Origin of the sequence: Escherichia fergusonii ATCC 35469 (assembly GCF_000026225.1) — a bacterium.
In the GTDB taxonomy this organism is placed as follows: domain Bacteria; phylum Pseudomonadota; class Gammaproteobacteria; order Enterobacterales; family Enterobacteriaceae; genus Escherichia; species Escherichia fergusonii.
In genome coordinates this window covers 4,042,100-4,058,721 of the sequence record NC_011740.1, presented here as the reverse complement: position 1 = coordinate 4,058,721, position 16,622 = coordinate 4,042,100, and the positions used below count along the sequence as shown (strand labels likewise).

Genomic DNA, 16,622 nt, shown 5'->3' with positions numbered 1-16,622 from the left:
TGACACCTTTCTAATGTGTCGCTGCAATAAGCGACAGAGCGTAATCCAGCACCTTGTCACCCCGTTGCATTCCGTAGTCCGCCATATCAATGGCTTTCACGGGTATTCCCTGGGGGGCGGCCTTTTCTGCGAGCATGTTTAACATATACTTTACCTGCGGTCCGAGTAGCACCACCTGATATTTTGGAAACTGAATATCAAATTCGGAAACTCCGTAGGCATCTATCTCTACCGGTAGCTCTCTACTTTCTGCGGCCTCGACCATTTTTTTCACCAGCAGACTGGTTGACATCCCCGCAGAGCAACACAACATAATCCTGACCATCTGACACATCCTCTGAATGTAAAAATCTATTTCGCAATTGATTTGATATCATTTGGAAACCGGTTTCCATTCATGGAAATGCAAACTGTGACGGCTATCAGATTTCGCTATAAAGTCGCGTTATTATTTCGATTCTGTTCACATTTTTATCATTATTAGCTCAGTTTTGATGTGTCATGGAAAATCGGTTTCCATTAAAAAACGGAAACAGTTATACTGCGAGCGGCTAATATTTAAGCCAACAGGAATTCAGGATTGTGGGAGCCAGGGCTGCTCTGTCAGGGGAGAATGATGTCTACTATCAATGATGTATCGCGTTTGGCTGGCGTTTCAAAAGCGACGGTATCTCGGGTGTTGAGCGGATCGCGTGGTGTTAAAGAAGCCAGCCGTCTCGCGGTATTGAAAGCCGTCGAAGAGCTAAACTATCGTCCCAATGTCATTGCGCAGTCACTGCTGACGCAATCTACGGGCTGTATCGGTGTAATTTGTGCTCAGGAAAACATTAATCAGACCACCGGTTATCTTTACGCTCTGGAAAAACATCTCAGCCAGCATCAAAAACATCTACTTCTTCGCTTCGCCAGCAATAAAGCCGAGGTGAAGAACGCCCTTGATGAGCTGAGCTGTGGTTTGTGTGATGACGTGCTGATTATTGGTGCGCGTTTCCCACTGAATATTCATCAGGAAAACGTGATACTGGTGGACTGCCTTGAGACGGGTAATGATGTTAACAGTATTCAGTTCGACCACACATTCGCGACTGAAACCGCTTGTAACTATCTGATAAGTCAGAACAGACGACAAATCGCTCTCATCCACCCACACGGTATGGGATTTTCTGACCAGGTTTTACTGGGCTATAAACACGCGCTGGAGAAAAACTTTCTTCCCTTTAACCGTAATCTGGTTTTTATGGAAGCAATCTCTTCCTCAGTGGCCTTGCAGGAGCTGCTAAATAACGCCTCAACACTGAACTTTAATGCGTTATTAGTTGCTGATGAACAGCAAGCACAGCGGGTGATACCGCAATTGCAGGCGTTTAATAAATCTGTTCCTGAGGACATTATGGTATTTAGTCTGGCGGGTACTGTTCATCTTCCGGGGATACCGACCATTCCGGCGATAGAATATTCGCTGGACGAAATGGCCGCCCGCATAGTCAGTTGGCTTAACGAGAAAACGCAGACGATGCTGGGTTCATATGTTTTGCGTGGTGATTTAATTATTCCCGATGTACGTTCACGTTAAGTGCTAAATGTGTGACGTGAAGCGACGACTTCACGTCTACATATCCGGGCATTCAACCTTGCCTAACGCTTCCCAGTAATTGTTCTGGTTATTGCGTTCCATCGCCACAATAGCCTCACGGATGTGCTGCTGATTACTTTCGTCAGACAACATCATCTTTTCCCAGGCCTCCTCTGATATTGACGCTTGTGGAGTACATATTTTCCGTAAATCAGCTAATACGGTCTTTTTTTCATTTGCCGATTGCAGCGAACTGAATGGTGAATCGGCCAGTGCGAGGCCTGGCAAGATGAAAAAGGCAGTAATAAGCAACAGCATCGTTGGTTTCATGGACTCACCCTTTTAGCTCCACATTGTATAAAGAGTAAGTGTAGACAGCTTTTGTTTCCCTCATCTACCTGTACGAAATATGTATGGCGCAATCAGTAAGAAGTGCCAGGTTGTCAGGCTTTTCTGATACGACGACGGGAGTCCATTGAAATTAAGATCACCGATGAGAGAATCAGCAATGTACCTAACCAGTCCGGTACGGTGAAGGTAATACCCAACAGCAGTAGTGACAAAAAAGCACTGCTTAACGGTTCAGCACAACTCAATATACTGGCTTTCGGTCCGCCAATTAACTGTGCGCCTTTCAAATAAAGGCTAAATGTTACCGCTGTACCGATCACCACCAGATAGAAAAAGGCCAGTATCAAACTGCCATTCACCATAAAGTGAGTGCCTTGTCTGGCGTAAAAAGGCAGAAGAATCAGGCCACCTAATAACATACTCCAGCCGACAATAGGTAACGTCCCGTAACGGGCGATAAGCGTGGAAGGGTAAGTGGTATAAAACGCGGCGGCAAACGCTGAGGCTATTCCCCAGAAAAGCGCGGCGGGAGAAATGGATAAAGAAGTGGGATCGCCATGAGTGACCAACAAAAAAGTACCGATTAGTGAAGTAAAAATAGCGGTCAATACCAGAATCCCAGGGCGAGCCTTACGGGCGATGGCAAACCAGGCGACGATAATGGTAGGTGATAAAAATTGCAGCACTGTCGCGGTGGCCGCGTTTGATTTCTCAATAGTGAGCAAGAAGGTCAGTTGCACGGTGAGTGCGCCCACGATAGAAAAAATCAGTAGTCGCAGTGCGTCATGACGATTTTGTAGTACCGAAAAAACTTTATCACCGTGGACAAAAGAGAGCGTCAGTAGAATAAACCCAGCGAAAATCAGACGTGTCATAGTTAAAAACTGCGACGACATCTGGCTTTGTTCCATAATATATTGCGCACAAACGCCTGAACTTCCCCACAATACGGCAGCAATCAGTACGTTCAGCATTCCTTTTCTGCTCGAACTCATATTTTCCTCGGCATTCAGTTTTGTCTTTTCATCAATATGCGTCAAGGATACCACTACCGATGACTGTGGGGGAGTAGAGTAATCATTCAGTTTTAGTGAATGGGTGAAATAATGACATATAACAATTATTCATATGGCATTTAAAAAATCTCACTAAAAACGCAATATGAAATTTAATTATTTAATGTTCAATAGTTCTATGGCTTTAGTATATTCATCAGGAATATCAATTGTAAAACAAGGTGCGGTATCGGTAGGTAAATTTTCTTTGTTGCCATCATCCAGAACAGAAATAGAAAACTGTCGTTCAGGTGTTGATGTCGTGGTTATTAAAATGGTTGGATTAGGCAGGGAAACATATGTTGTCTCATTTTTTAGTTTGATTTCTTTGATGTTTTCTTTGTGAATTTTATCAATCGTTTCAATAGAGAAAAAAGAATCATACCCCATACGCAGTTCAATTTTATTATCGTTTTCGAATAAATAAAGGGCATTATTGTTTTGAAACAGATTGAATATATTGTTAGCGCAAGTTTGAGTTGCTTGCCAGGATGCCGCTGGATGACTCAAATTAATACGCGTACTAAAGACCTTGACTCGACTACTTCTGTTTTTCTCTTTGCTTTCAATTAAATGCCTCGCGCTTTTGGCTGCTTTACAAGTGCCATGCCCCACACGGCAAAAGTAATCTCCTGAAAGGATACTTACTATCAGTATTACACCAATGGCGATAGAAAAAATCGTTCCGATGAGTTTGATGATGACAATCCTTGTGCAGTGTTATTTTCACCATGGATTGTAATGTCATAGTGAAATTATTGCACATGTAATTTGGGGGGTATGCATACAGTAGTAGATTGCTGATGGTCAATTATTGGTTGTTTTATCCCACTGCAGCAAACGTTCAATATCCTTCTCACCTTCGGCTTCTTTTAAGCGCCGTTGTTGTTCGGCAAACTGAACATACTCCACCTGCGCTTTTTCATCGGCCATTTTCTTGCTGATTTTACCCGCGCCCTGTAGAACCTCACGGTCGTTAAATTGCAGGAACTGATCCAGCTTATCCTGCCAGTCGCGCAAAAAGACCTGCTGACGACGACGGGCCTGATCCTCGGCAAAATCCAGCCACATATTAACCACGCGATTAAGTTCGCTGACCTCATCCTGGGTGAGATAATTTTTTGCCACCGTCACGTCGCCCTTACGTACCTCTTCACCTTTATAACTGGTCAAGCCCATGTGCGGCTGGCTGGCATCTGCTCGTTTGTGGATGAGTTCCGCAGCCGTATGCCCGGTACAGGCAAAATGCAGTTTATTCTGGATGGTTTGAAAAAATTGCGTGGTTTCTTTTAGTGATGGTTGATAGTCGGCAGCTAAAGCAAAGATCTCCCGCACCCGCAAATATACCCGACGCTCGCTGGCGCGAATATCGCGGATGCGTTCGAGCATCTCAGCAAAATAGTCGGGCACAACCGATGAACCGACAGGCGGATTCTTCAGCCGCTCATCGTCCATCACAAAACCTTTGATCAGGTATTCCTGAAGCGTCTGCGTTGCCCACTGGCGGAATTGCGTGCCTCGAGGCGAGCGAACGCGATAGCCGACAGCGAGTATTACGGGCAGGCTGTAATGTAGCTTATTGCGACTTACCTGGCGGTTACCTTCCTGTTGAACTTGTAAGTAAGACTTACAGGTTGCGTTTTGGTCAAGTTCACCTTCTTCATAGATCGCTTTAATGTGCTGAGTGACGGCCTGAGGAGTGATCTGATAAAGGTTTGCGATGGTTGCCTGAGGGAGCCAGAGTGTTTCTTGTTCAAAGCGACATTCAACGCGCACTGCACCGTCACCGCTGGCAAACATAATAAATTCGCCTGCTGGGGGCTGGGTTAAGTCTTTGTCTGACATGTCGCCTCCGAAGGAGTGTTGTTGACGTCGGGAGAGTTCAGGAGAGGCAAATTGGCGGAAGATCACAGGAGTCGAACCTGCCCGGGACCGCTGGCGGCCCCAACTGGATTTGAAGTCCAGCCGCCTCACCGGAGACGACGATCTTCCGCGCCTCGATTGCTACATGGAGGCGGGGCGCATTATAGCTAGTTCCTTGAGTTTCTACATCCCCCAGAACATTTTTTTCCGCCTAATACACGCAGCGTATTATCACGTAAACATTATAATTTATATAAAATTCATATTTTACAATGATATATAGGCAGAGTTAACGCTACCACGATCACATAAAACAAGAATCATAAATTAATAACCAGATATCGGAATATTCGCTCTCACAGGGATGGTTTACAAAATGCGTTATCGGTCTCAGCACCCCTATAGCATCAAGGAAAAGCAGATGAAGAGTGAAGTGTTGTCCGTTAAAGAGAAAATTGGTTATGGCATGGGAGACGCCGCCAGCCACATTATTTTCGATAACGTAATGTTATATATGATGTTCTTTTATACCGATATTTTTGGCATTCCTGCCGGATTTGTCGGAACCATGTTTTTGGTCGCTCGTGCACTGGATGCGATTTCCGATCCTTGCATGGGATTGTTGGCCGATCGAACGCGCTCTCGCTGGGGTAAATTTCGTCCGTGGGTACTGTTTGGCGCACTGCCATTCGGGATCGTCTGTGTACTGGCCTATAGCACGCCAGATCTCAGTATGAACGGAAAAATGATTTATGCAGCAATTACTTACACCCTGCTTACCTTACTTTATACCATCGTCAATATCCCTTACTGCGCATTAGGTGGTGTAATCACCAATGACCCGACTCAGCGTATCTCGCTGCAATCCTGGCGTTTTGTGCTGGCGACCGCGGGAGGCATGCTCTCTACTGTGCTGATGATGCCACTGGTTAATTTAATTGGTGGTGATAATAAACCACTCGGTTTCCAGGGCGGAATCGCGGTCCTTTCCGTGGTGGCATTTATGATGCTGGCATTTTGTTTCTTCACCACTAAAGAACGCGTTGAAGCACCACCTACAACGACGTCTATGCGGGAAGATTTACGTGATATCTGGCAAAACGACCAGTGGCGGATTGTCGGTTTACTAACCATTTTCAATATCCTGGCGGTGTGCGTACGCGGTGGGGCGATGATGTATTACGTCACATGGATTTTGGGTACGCCGGAAGTGTTTGTCGCTTTTCTCACCACTTATTGCGTGGGTAACCTGATTGGTTCCGCACTGGCAAAACCGCTGACCGACTGGAAATGTAAAGTCACTATCTTCTGGTGGACGAACGCCCTGCTGGCAGTGATTAGCCTGGCGATGTTCTTTGTTCCTATGCAGGCCAGCATCACCATGTTTGTCTTCATCTTCGTGATTGGTGTGTTGCATCAACTGGTGACACCTATCCAGTGGGTAATGATGTCCGATACCGTCGACTACGGCGAGTGGTGCAATGGTAAACGCCTTACCGGGATCAGTTTTGCTGGCACGTTGTTTGTGCTCAAACTGGGGTTGGCCTTCGGCGGCGCTCTTATCGGCTGGATGCTGGCTTATGGCGGATATGATGCGGCAGAAAAAGCGCAGAACAGCGCCACGATTAGCATCATTATCGCGTTATTCACGATTGTTCCGGCGATCTGTTATTTGCTGAGCGCGATTATCGCTAAACGCTACTACTCACTCACGACGCACAATCTGAAAACCGTTATGGAACAGCTGGCCCAGGGCAAACGCCGTTGCCAGCAACAATTCACCTCTCAAGAAGTGCAGAACTAAGGAACGGCAATGAAAATTAGCGATGGAAACTGGTTGATTCAACCTGGCCTCAATTTGATTCACCCGCTTCAGGTGTTCGAGGTTGAACAGCAGGGTAATGAAATGGTGGTCTATGCTGCCCCCCGTGATGTGCGTGAACGTACCTGGCAGCTTGATACACCTTTATTTACGCTGCGCTTTTTCTCCCCACAGGAAGGTATTGTCGGTGTACGGATTGAGCATTTTCAGGGGGCGCTGAATAACGGTCCTCATTATCCGCTCAATATTTTGCAGGACGTGAAGGTCACAATCGAAAACACAGAACGTTACGCTGAGTTTAAAAGTGGCAACTTAAGTGCGCGTGTCAGCAAAGGTGAGTTCTGGTCACTGGATTTTCTGCGTAACGGCGAACGTATTACCGGTAGTCAGGTGAAAAATAATGGCTACGTGCAGGACACGAATAATCAACGAAATTATATGTTTGAGCGGCTGGATCTTGGCGTTGGCGAAACAGTTTACGGTCTGGGAGAGCGCTTTACTGCCCTGGTGCGCAATGGCCAGACGGTAGAGACCTGGAACCGGGACGGCGGCACGAGTACTGAACAGGCGTATAAAAATATTCCGTTCTATATGACTAACCGTGGTTATGGTGTACTGGTCAATCATCCTCAATGCGTCTCTTTTGAAGTGGGATCGGAGAAAGTCTCCAAAGTGCAGTTCAGCGTTGAGAGTGAATACCTCGAATACTTTGTTATCGACGGCCCGACGCCGAAAGCGGTACTTGATCGTTATACCCGTTTTACTGGTCGTCCGGCGCTGCCGCCCGCGTGGTCCTTCGGCCTGTGGCTAACCACTTCATTTACCACCAACTACGACGAAGCGACGGTTAACAGCTTTATCGATGGTATGGCGGAACGCAATCTGCCACTGCATGTTTTCCACTTTGACTGTTTCTGGATGAAAGCCTTCCAGTGGTGCGATTTTGAGTGGGACCCGCTGACTTTCCCGGACCCGGAAGGGATGATCCGCCGCCTGAAAGCGAAAGGGCTGAAAATCTGCGTCTGGATTAACCCCTATATCGGGCAAAAATCCCCTGTCTTTAAAGAGTTACAAGAGAAAGGCTATTTACTCAAACGCCCGGACGGTTCGCTGTGGCAGTGGGATAAATGGCAGCCAGGTCTGGCGATTTATGACTTTACCAATCCGGATGCTTGCAAATGGTACGCCGATAAACTGAAAGGTCTGGTCGCGATGGGCGTTGATTGCTTTAAGACCGACTTTGGCGAACGTATACCAACCGATGTTCAGTGGTTTGACGGTTCCGATCCGCAGAAAATGCATAACCATTATGCGTACATCTACAATGAACTGGTGTGGAACGTGCTCAAGGAAACCGTCGGTGAGGAGGAAGCTGTCTTGTTTGCCCGCTCGGCCTCCGTCGGTGCGCAGAAATTCCCGGTACATTGGGGTGGCGACTGTTACGCTAACTACGAATCAATGGCGGAAAGCCTGCGCGGTGGTTTGTCTATTGGCCTTTCTGGTTTTGGCTTCTGGAGCCACGATATCGGCGGCTTTGAGAATACCGCTCCGGCGCACGTTTACAAACGCTGGTGCGCGTTTGGTTTGCTCTCCAGCCATAGCCGTTTACATGGCAGCAAATCTTATCGTGTGCCGTGGGCCTACGATGATGAGTCCTGTGATGTGGTGCGCTTCTTCACGCAACTGAAATGCCGCATGATGCCGTATCTGTATCGTGAAGCTGCTCGTGCGAATGCGCGGGGGACGCCGATGATGCGGGCCATGATGATGGAGTTCCCGGACGATCCGGCTTGTGATTACCTTGACCGTCAATACATGTTAGGCGACAACGTGATGGTTGCGCCGGTGTTCACTGAAGCGGGCGATGTGCAGTTCTACCTGCCGGAAGGTCGCTGGACACATCTGTGGCACAACGATGAACTCGACGGTAGTCGCTGGCATAAACAGCAGCACGGCTTCCTGAGTCTGCCCGTTTATGTGCGTGATAACACCCTACTGGCGTTGGGCAACAACGATCAACGTCCCGATTACGCGTGGCACGAAGGCACGGCATTCCACCTCTTTAATCTGCAAGACGGGCATGAAGCCGTCTGTGAAGTGCCCGCTGCTGACGGTTCGGTGATCTTTACTCTAAAAGCAACACGTACTGGTAACACGATTACTGTGACTGGTGCGGGCGAGGCGAGGAACTGGACACTGTGCTTGCGCAATGTTGTGAAAGTAAATGGTCTGCAAGGTGGTTCGCAGGCTGAAAGTGAGCAGGGGCTGGTGGTGACGCCTCAAGGGAATGCGCTGACAATTACGTTGTAATCTATTGAAGAATGCCGGGTACGTCTGAGTCGTACCCGGCGAGATTGATTTTTACTGCACCGGCTCTGTCGATGTAACTTCGCTACTGGAAACGACGCCCGCATTCATGGTTTGAGTCACTTGCTGTTTTTCAGCATTTACGGCGTGGAGTTGCCCGTTAACGGTAGGTTTCAGCGGGGCATTGGCCTGAATCGCGCCGCTGGCAACCAGTTGAATATTGCCATCGCCAGTTATGGGTAACTCAGGCCAACCCCACTGTTGCAGAATATTCACCGGAACACCGCGTCCGTTCAGACTGATATGGGTCTGACGTTGTGGTGTTTGGGATACGCTGGCGGTGGCTTCGAGGATCCCTTTTTCGGTGAAAGCGCTCAGGTCGCTGATATTTACGGTGCTGGCATTCGCCGCCAGTGACAACGACGGTCTGCGCATGTCTATGCGGTTAAACGTGCCAGCGGCGGCGTTAAGCGTGGCACTTCCGCTCCAGATACCCCATTGGTGGTTTTGCACCAGTCCGAGATTCGCACCATAGCCATCCAGCGCGGTAAGCTGCCAGGGGAAGGCGGGATCAATATCAATAATCAAATTACGGCTGGCGCTAAATTTCTTCAGTATCAGGCTGTTCAGCCATGATGGCAGTGGTTGCATCCATAACTGTTTCCAGTTTCCCGGCAGGGTATATTCCAGCCCGGCGATGGCTGCATCGTCGAGAATGAGTGCTTTACCATCGCGTAACCACTGACCAGATGTTCTTACCATGCCTCCTTCCCAGCGCGTAGTGAACTGGCGTAGTGTCATTCCCTGAGGAGAAAACTCGGCATTAAGGATGGGATCATAAAAATGCAGCGAGCCATAAATAAACTCATTGGCGTTCATCGACAGCTTACCTTCCTGGGTTTGCCAGTCATCTTTACTGAACGTCATATTGCGCAAGCTTAGATCCAGATCAGTTACCGCCCAGTCCGGGCCTTGCAGACGAGCATCAGTTACCTCCAGACGGCCAATTTGCAGTGAAGGGATGGTGCGTAAAGGCGCGAAGAAATCGAGTAAAGATTTATCGCTTTGCAGGCGGATTTCATTCAGACGCAGGTTTTCTACCTGCCAGCTGCCGTCTGCCTGGCGACGAGCTACACCTGTTAACGTTCCTTGTGCGATATCAGCACCAATATTGCTAAGAGTGATTTGTTCATTATCAATAGCACCCTCCAGCAGTACGCTGGAGGCGGGAACATCATTCAACGTTAAAGAACCTGCGCTCAGTTGAAATTGTGCTTTGCTACCCAGCACCTTGCCGGCTTCAGGCTGCCAGGGAATAACACCACCACTAACGCGTTGGGCGCTCAGATTCCACTCGCTACCGGGGCTGTTAAATGCCATATCCCGTAATTGCAAACGATCGGCCTTAAATGGCAGTGGTGCCGTGTGACTGGTGAGATTGAGCGTTCCGTCCTCTAACAGAATGGTATCGACATAACCTGGCTCGCTGAGTTGACGGCTACTTAACCCTATATCGACCCGTTTAGCGACCAACGTCGCAGGTTGTCCATCACGTCCAAAAGTCACATTCTCCAGCAGAACATGTGATGGAGCGGAGAAACGATGATCGATAGCATCGAACTCAAGATGATAACTACTGTTTTCGGATACCCAGGCACTGACTTGCTCCGCGCCCCATCGTGTCTGCAACAGAAAATAGAGGCCAAAAACCACTACGACAATAGCGATCAGCACATAGAGAATCAGCTTCCCAAGAAATTTCATGGTGTTCCATCCCGTGAAATGAACATAAGGGAGTTATGCACGATTTGTGCGCATTCCTCAAGGCGGGAATAGTGAAAGAGGATGACTGCGGCGGTAGAAATATCTTACCGCCGCAAGGAATTTACTGTTTTTCCGGCGGGAAAATCAGGTTCAGCGCAATGGCAGTAATACCGCCTGCGGCGATCCCGGAGGAGAGCAGGTTTTTCAGCCAGTCAGGAGCAAACTGCAAAATCAGTGGCTGCTGAGAAACACCCAGACCGACCGCCAGAGACAGAGCAATAATCAGAATTGCCCGGCGGTTTAGCGGCTCACGGGAGACAATACGCACACCTGATGCTGCGATAGTACCAAACATTACCAGCGTCGCGCCGCCCAGCACAGGTTCAGGAATATGTTGCACAAATCCACTTACTGCCGGGAACAGGCCGAGCAAAATCAACATCAGCGCCACAACAAAACCAACATAACGGCTGGCAACACCTGTTAACTGAATCACACCATTGTTTTGTCCAAAACAGGAGTTCGGGAAGGTGTTAAATACCGCCGACACAAATGAGTTCAGACCATTCGCCAGCACGCCGCCTTTCAGACGTTTCATGTATAGCGGACCAGAAACAGGCTGTTCCGAAACGTCAGAGGTCGCCGTGATATCGCCAATAGTTTCCAGAGAGGTGATCATAAAGACCAGCATCAGTGGCAGCAGCAGGCTCCATTCAATGCCAAGACCGTAATAGAGCGGCGTTGGCACCATAATCAGCTCTTGCGTCATCGGTTCGTTGCTTTCTGGCAACATGCCCATAAACCATGCCAGCGCATATCCGGCCGCCATCGCAATCACCAGTGAGGCCACGCGTAAGTAGGGGTTGCGCTGACGGTTAAGCAGGATAATTAAGGCTAAGACCACGCCTGCCAGCAGCAGATTTTTCGGTGCGCCGAAGGTGTTATCGCTCATGGCTGCGTAACCGCCGCCAATGGACGTTAACCCAACCTGAATTAGCGACAGGCCGATAATCATCACCACAACGCCAGAAACCAGCGGCGTAATAATGCGGCGCGCCAGATGCAGAACGCGGGAGATCACCATCTCGGTGCAACTTGCCAGCATCAACGTGCCGAACAAAGCCGCCATCATGGTAGGAACATCAGCACCACCGGTCTTAAGCGCCGTACCGCCCATAATCAGAGGGGCAACAAAGTTGAAGCTGGTGCCCTGAATAGACAACAGCCCGGAGCCAACCGGGCCCCAGGCCTTAATTTGAATAATCGACGCCACACCGGAGGCAAACAGCGACATACTAATAATGTGTTGTGTGTCTTGTGCCGGTAAACCCAGCGCCTGGCAGATTAATAGCGCTGGCGTGATCACCGCAACGAACATCGCCAGCAGATGCTGGCAGGCGGCAAACAGGGTTTGAGGAAGCGGCGGACGATCTTCAAGACGGTAAATCAACTCGCTGCTTTGAGTCTGCGCAATCGGTTGCGCATTTTCTGACTCGAGGGTGGAAACAGACATCGAAAACAATCCCGTGGTAGCAAAGAGGGCATTTTAGCTGACCATAGACCAAAAGCAAACGTTTGCCAGTGATTACGCTAAATATTTAAATGCAATAAATGAACTTTTTTATATAACTTTTGCCTCTTTTCTGCTTAAAATCCATGCCATTTTTCTGTTAACAGCTGAGAATCGAACCAGGAAAGCATGACTCTGCAGGAGTGGTGCGTGCACAAAGGAGCTATCTATCTATGTTTCATCTCGACACTTTATCAACGCTTGTTGCCGCAACGCTGACGTTGCTGCTGGGGCGCAAGTTAGTCCATTCCGTCTCCTTTTTGAAGAAATACACCATACCGGAACCTGTTGCTGGCGGTTTGCTGGTTGCACTTGCGTTGCTGGTGCTGAAAAAAAGTATGGGCTGGGAAGTCAACTTTGATATGTCCCTGCGCGATCCGTTAATGCTGGCTTTCTTCGCCACCATTGGTTTGAACGCCAACCTTGCCAGTCTGCGCGCTGGTGGGCGTGTGGTTGGTATTTTCCTGATTGTGGTTGTTGGCCTATTGGTGATGCAAAATGCCATTGGCATTGGTATGGCTAGCCTGTTAGGGCTTGATCCACTGATGGGGCTGCTGGCCGGTTCTATTACTCTTTCGGGCGGTCACGGTACGGGCGCTGCGTGGAGTAAATTGTTCATTGAACGCTATGGCTTCTCCAATGCGACGGAAGTGGCGATGGCCTGTGCGACGTTTGGTCTGGTGCTGGGCGGCTTGATTGGCGGTCCGGTAGCGCGCTATCTGGTGAAACACTCCACCACGCCGAACGGTATTCCAGATGACCAGGAAGTCCCGACGGCGTTCGAAAAGCCGGATGTGGGCCGCATGATCACCTCGCTGGTGCTGATTGAAACTATCGCGCTGATTGCTATCTGCCTGACGGTGGGGAAAATTGTTGCGCAACTTTTGGCTGGCACTGCTTTTGAACTGCCGACCTTCGTCTGTGTACTGTTTGTTGGCGTGATTCTGAGCAACGGTCTGTCAATGATGGGCTTTTACCGCGTCTTTGAGCGTGCGGTATCCGTGCTTGGTAACGTAAGCCTGTCGTTGTTCCTGGCGATGGCGCTGATGGGGCTGAAACTATGGGAGCTGGCTTCGCTGGCGCTGCCGATGCTGGCGATTCTGGTGGTACAGACCATCTTCATGGCGTTGTATGCCATCTTCGTTACCTGGCGCATGATGGGCAAAAACTACGATGCGGCGGTGCTGGCTGCGGGTCACTGTGGTTTTGGCCTCGGTGCAACGCCAACGGCAATCGCCAACATGCAAGCAATCACCGAACGTTTTGGCCCGTCGCACATGGCGTTCCTGGTCGTGCCGATGGTTGGTGCGTTCTTTATCGATATCGTCAATGCGCTGGTGATTAAGCTGTATTTAATGTTGCCGATTTTTGCGGGTTAAAAATGAAAAAGCGTCGGAAGGAACCGGAAACGCTACGTGAACACTGTCGCCATATTTTTGGTGATGAGCCGCCAGTGCTCTGTGTATGGGAAACGGAATTTGATTACGCAGATGCCGAACTCAAGGCGCTGGCGGCTAAAGAGTGGCAGCAGATCAGCGAATGGGATTTGAGTGCTTACTATGTACTCAATCTCGTTTATAACGAACCGATGCAAATAGAGCTGTTTCGCTATCTGTTTCCGCTATGCCTGGCGCAATGGCATGAAACCGTTTTAGCTGGCGGTTATGGTGATCACTTCGAAGAATCCTTAATGAAGGCATTGCGTCGGCCCTACCTCTGGCAGGAGATGATGAATACTTCCCAACGCCAGCAGGTACGGCAATTTTTACTGGAAACCGCGTTGCAGCGTATGGATAACGAGCGTGGTTTCAATAATGTTCTTTGCTGGCTGGCGGTATTCAATACTCTGGGCGGGGCCGCGCCGTTAATTCATTCTCTCTGGTCACGCTGGTGGGTGCTGGATACGCCGGGAAAAGCGGTGTGTGCTATTCAGTATGCCGCGCATCTAATTTATCCCATAGAAGCCAATCCGTTATGGTTGCAAGAATGGTTAGGCTGGGGGCATCCATTAGGTCATAAAGATGGCTGGTCCTCTGAGAATCGCGCTTTTCTTCGCCAAATGTTAACACCTGAAATGATTGTGGCTGGCGTACAGGCAGCGGCTGAAATTCTGCGTGGTGAAGCGGAAGGCGCAATGGCGGCGCGAATTGCGCAGGATGCGTATGAGGCAATGGATATCATCACTATCCAGATTGAAGATTTACTGCGTGACTTGTCTTGTGATGAGTCTGGTCATGCATTCGAGTAACGTTCCGTTTCCGGCATCCAGCGTTCTATCAGGGCTTTTGCCTGCTGTGGGTAACGTTCGTGAATGTGGCGTGCCAGGCGCTGAACTTCCGGGATCATCGCCTGATCGCGCAGCAAATCCGCCACTTTAAATTCAGCATTACCCGTCTGGCGCGTACCTAACAATTCGCCAGGGCCGCGAATCTCCAGATCTTTTTGTGCAATCACAAAACCGTCGTTGCTGTCGCGCAGCACTTGCAGGCGGATTTGCGCGGTTTTGGAGAGCGGCGTTTTGTAGAGCAGCACACAGTGAGAAGCCACCGCGCCACGACCTACACGCCCACGTAGCTGGTGCAACTGCGCCAGACCCAGACGCTCCGGGTTTTCGATGATCATCAGGCTGGCGTTAGGCACATCAACGCCGACTTCAATAACAGTAGTGGCAACCAGCAGGTGTAACTCGCCTTGTTTAAATGACGCCATGACGGCCTGCTTCTCGGCTGGCTTCATCCGTCCGTGTACCAGGCCAATATTCAACTCTGGTAGCGCCAGTTTCAACTCTTCCCAGGTAGCTTCCGCCGCCTGCGCTTCCAGTAACTCTGACTCTTCAATCAACGTACAAACCCAGTATGCCTGACGACCTTCAGTCATGCAGGCGTGGCGCACGCGGTCAATAATGTCGTTACGACGGGTATCCGGGATTGCCACAGTCGTCACTGGCGTGCGGCCTGGCGGCAGTTCATCAATGATCGAGGTATCGAGATCGGCATACGCGGTCATCGCCAGCGTGCGGGGGATCGGCGTGGCGGTCATGATCAACTGATGCGGATGGAAGCCCTGCTGCTGGCCTTTCTCCCATAACGCCAGACGCTGATGCACGCCAAAACGATGCTGTTCATCGATAATCACCAGCGCCAGGCCGTTAAACTGCACCTGTTCCTGGAAAATGGCGTGAGTGCCAACAATCATCTGTACCTGACCGCTGGCGATGGCTTCTTGCTGAGCCAGCCGTGCTTTACCTTTCTGTTTACCGGCGAGCCAGCCCACTTCGATACCGAGCGGTTCAAACCAGTTGCGGAAGTTATTGGCGTGCTGCTCGGCGAGTAATTCGGTTGGTGCCATCAATGCCACCTGTTTGCCGTGCGCAATCGCACGCAACGCGGCGAGGGCGGCGACCAGCGTTTTACCGGAACCTACATCGCCCTGCACCAGGCGCATCATCGGCACATCCAGCGCCATATCGCGCTCGATCTCCGCCACCACGCGTGCCTGTGCGCCCGTTGGCTTGAACGGTAAGGCTGCGAGGAGTTTATTTTTCAGCGCGTCATTGGCGCTCAGCGGCTGGGCATGAAAACGCTGTGCTCCGGCACGTAAGGCTAACATGCTGAGGTTGTGCGCCAGCAACTCTTCCAGAATCAGCCGGCGTTGTGCCGGATGCTGCCCGGTTTCGAGATCGCTAAGCTGTAGCGTCGGCGGCGGGCGGTGCAAAGTGCGCAACGCTTCCGGTAGCGTCATCATTCCTTGTGACAGTTCCGGCGGCAGGAGTTCTTCAATGGCGCAGGTGTCGAGCAGATCCAGCGCCTGGTCGGTTAATTTACGCAGCGTGGCCTGCTTTACGCCTTCCGTTGTTGGATAAACCGGCGTGAGCGTCTCCTGCAACTCTGGTGTACTGAGATCGCCCTGCACGCGGTATTCCGGGTGGATCATCTCCGCACCATATTTACCGCGCTTTGCTTCTCCATAGGCCAGCACACGGCGGCCCGTCGCCAGGCTATTTTTCATTGCCGCGTTGAAGTTGAAAAAGCGCATGGTGAGAATGCCGGAACCGTCGCTGATCTGGCAGGTCATCATCCGCCGACCGCCGAAGGAGATATTGCAATTCAGCACTTCGCCTTCCACCGTGGCGTAAACGCCCGGCAGTAGTTCACCGATGGGGTAGAGATGGGTGCGATCTTCGTAGCGCAGAGGAAGGTGTAAGAGTAAATCCTGCACGGTATGCAGATTGATTTTCGCCAGCTTATTACTTTGCGCCGCGCCAACGCCCGTTAGCGAACTGAGCGGAACAGCATCTAACAGGCGACCTTTCATGGC

13 protein-coding genes and 1 tRNA gene are annotated in these 16,622 nt (G+C 50.1%); 5 read left to right on the top strand and 9 right to left on the bottom strand.

Annotation, left to right across the window (positions count from 1 at the left end):
• Positions 1-10: 10 nt before the first annotated feature.
• Entirely contained in the window at positions 11-325 is a 315-nt protein-coding gene (locus EFER_RS19765; RefSeq protein WP_000251669.1) for a PTS sugar transporter subunit IIB, read from the bottom strand.
• Between the two features lie 291 nt (positions 326-616).
• Between EFER_RS19765 and EFER_RS19760 the strand changes: the two genes are divergently transcribed.
• The gene (locus EFER_RS19760) at positions 617-1,573 is read left to right on the top strand and encodes a LacI family DNA-binding transcriptional regulator (protein ID WP_000104282.1); all 957 of its coding nucleotides are present in this window, start codon (positions 617-619) and stop codon (positions 1,571-1,573) included.
• Positions 1,574-1,609: 36 nt separating this feature from the next.
• Here EFER_RS19760 and EFER_RS19755 read toward each other — a convergent pair whose 3' ends face one another.
• The 5 genes from EFER_RS19755 to EFER_RS19735 form a co-directional block, all read right to left on the bottom strand.
• Positions 1,610-1,903 carry a YicS family protein gene (locus tag EFER_RS19755; protein WP_000805248.1) on the bottom strand — a complete coding sequence of 98 codons (294 nt, stop codon included), beginning with the start codon at positions 1,901-1,903 and terminating at the stop codon, positions 1,610-1,612.
• A 113-nt stretch (positions 1,904-2,016) separates the two neighbouring features.
• Entirely contained in the window at positions 2,017-2,919 is a 903-nt protein-coding gene (locus tag EFER_RS19750; protein ID WP_024256563.1) for a carboxylate/amino acid/amine transporter, read from the bottom strand.
• Between the two features lie 177 nt (positions 2,920-3,096).
• Entirely contained in the window at positions 3,097-3,594 is a 498-nt protein-coding gene (locus tag EFER_RS19745; RefSeq protein WP_000509813.1) for a hypothetical protein, read from the bottom strand.
• A 192-nt stretch (positions 3,595-3,786) separates the two neighbouring features.
• Positions 3,787-4,824, bottom strand: coding sequence for a virulence RhuM family protein (locus EFER_RS19740; protein ID WP_001280583.1), 1,038 nt, complete (start codon positions 4,822-4,824; stop codon positions 3,787-3,789).
• Positions 4,825-4,876: 52 nt separating this feature from the next.
• Positions 4,877-4,971, bottom strand: a tRNA-Sec gene (locus EFER_RS19735).
• A gap of 292 nt (positions 4,972-5,263) precedes the next feature.
• Here EFER_RS19735 and EFER_RS19730 point away from each other — a divergent pair.
• A complete protein-coding gene (locus EFER_RS19730) occupies positions 5,264-6,646 on the top strand; it encodes a glycoside-pentoside-hexuronide family transporter (protein WP_000834422.1) in 1,383 nt (460 codons plus the stop codon).
• Positions 6,647-6,655: 9 nt separating this feature from the next.
• Entirely contained in the window at positions 6,656-8,974 is a 2,319-nt protein-coding gene (gene yicI / locus EFER_RS19725; RefSeq protein ID WP_000702955.1) for an alpha-xylosidase, read from the top strand.
• A 51-nt stretch (positions 8,975-9,025) separates the two neighbouring features.
• Here yicI and EFER_RS19720 read toward each other — a convergent pair whose 3' ends face one another.
• A complete protein-coding gene (locus EFER_RS19720; RefSeq protein WP_000670229.1) occupies positions 9,026-10,735 on the bottom strand; it encodes an AsmA family protein in 1,710 nt (569 codons plus the stop codon).
• A gap of 121 nt (positions 10,736-10,856) precedes the next feature.
• Complete coding sequence (gene xanP, locus EFER_RS19715) at positions 10,857-12,248, bottom strand: xanthine/proton symporter XanP (protein WP_002431825.1); 1,392 nt, start codon at positions 12,246-12,248, stop codon at positions 10,857-10,859.
• Between the two features lie 230 nt (positions 12,249-12,478).
• Here xanP and gltS point away from each other — a divergent pair, with 230 nt between their 5' ends.
• Both gltS and EFER_RS24320 read left to right on the top strand, forming a co-directional pair.
• Positions 12,479-13,684 carry a sodium/glutamate symporter gene (gltS, locus tag EFER_RS19710; protein ID WP_000468841.1) on the top strand — a complete coding sequence of 402 codons (1,206 nt, stop codon included), beginning with the start codon at positions 12,479-12,481 and terminating at the stop codon, positions 13,682-13,684.
• Positions 13,685-13,686: 2 nt separating this feature from the next.
• Entirely contained in the window at positions 13,687-14,553 is an 867-nt protein-coding gene (locus EFER_RS24320; protein ID WP_000747334.1) for a hypothetical protein, read from the top strand.
• Here EFER_RS24320 and recG read toward each other — a convergent pair.
• Positions 14,538-16,619 (bottom strand): ATP-dependent DNA helicase RecG, encoded by a 2,082-nt coding sequence (gene recG, locus EFER_RS19700; protein ID WP_000678472.1) that lies wholly within the window; start codon positions 16,617-16,619, stop codon positions 14,538-14,540. The two genes, EFER_RS24320 and recG, sit on opposite strands and share 16 nt — an antisense overlap.
• Positions 16,620-16,622 lie beyond the last annotated feature (3 nt).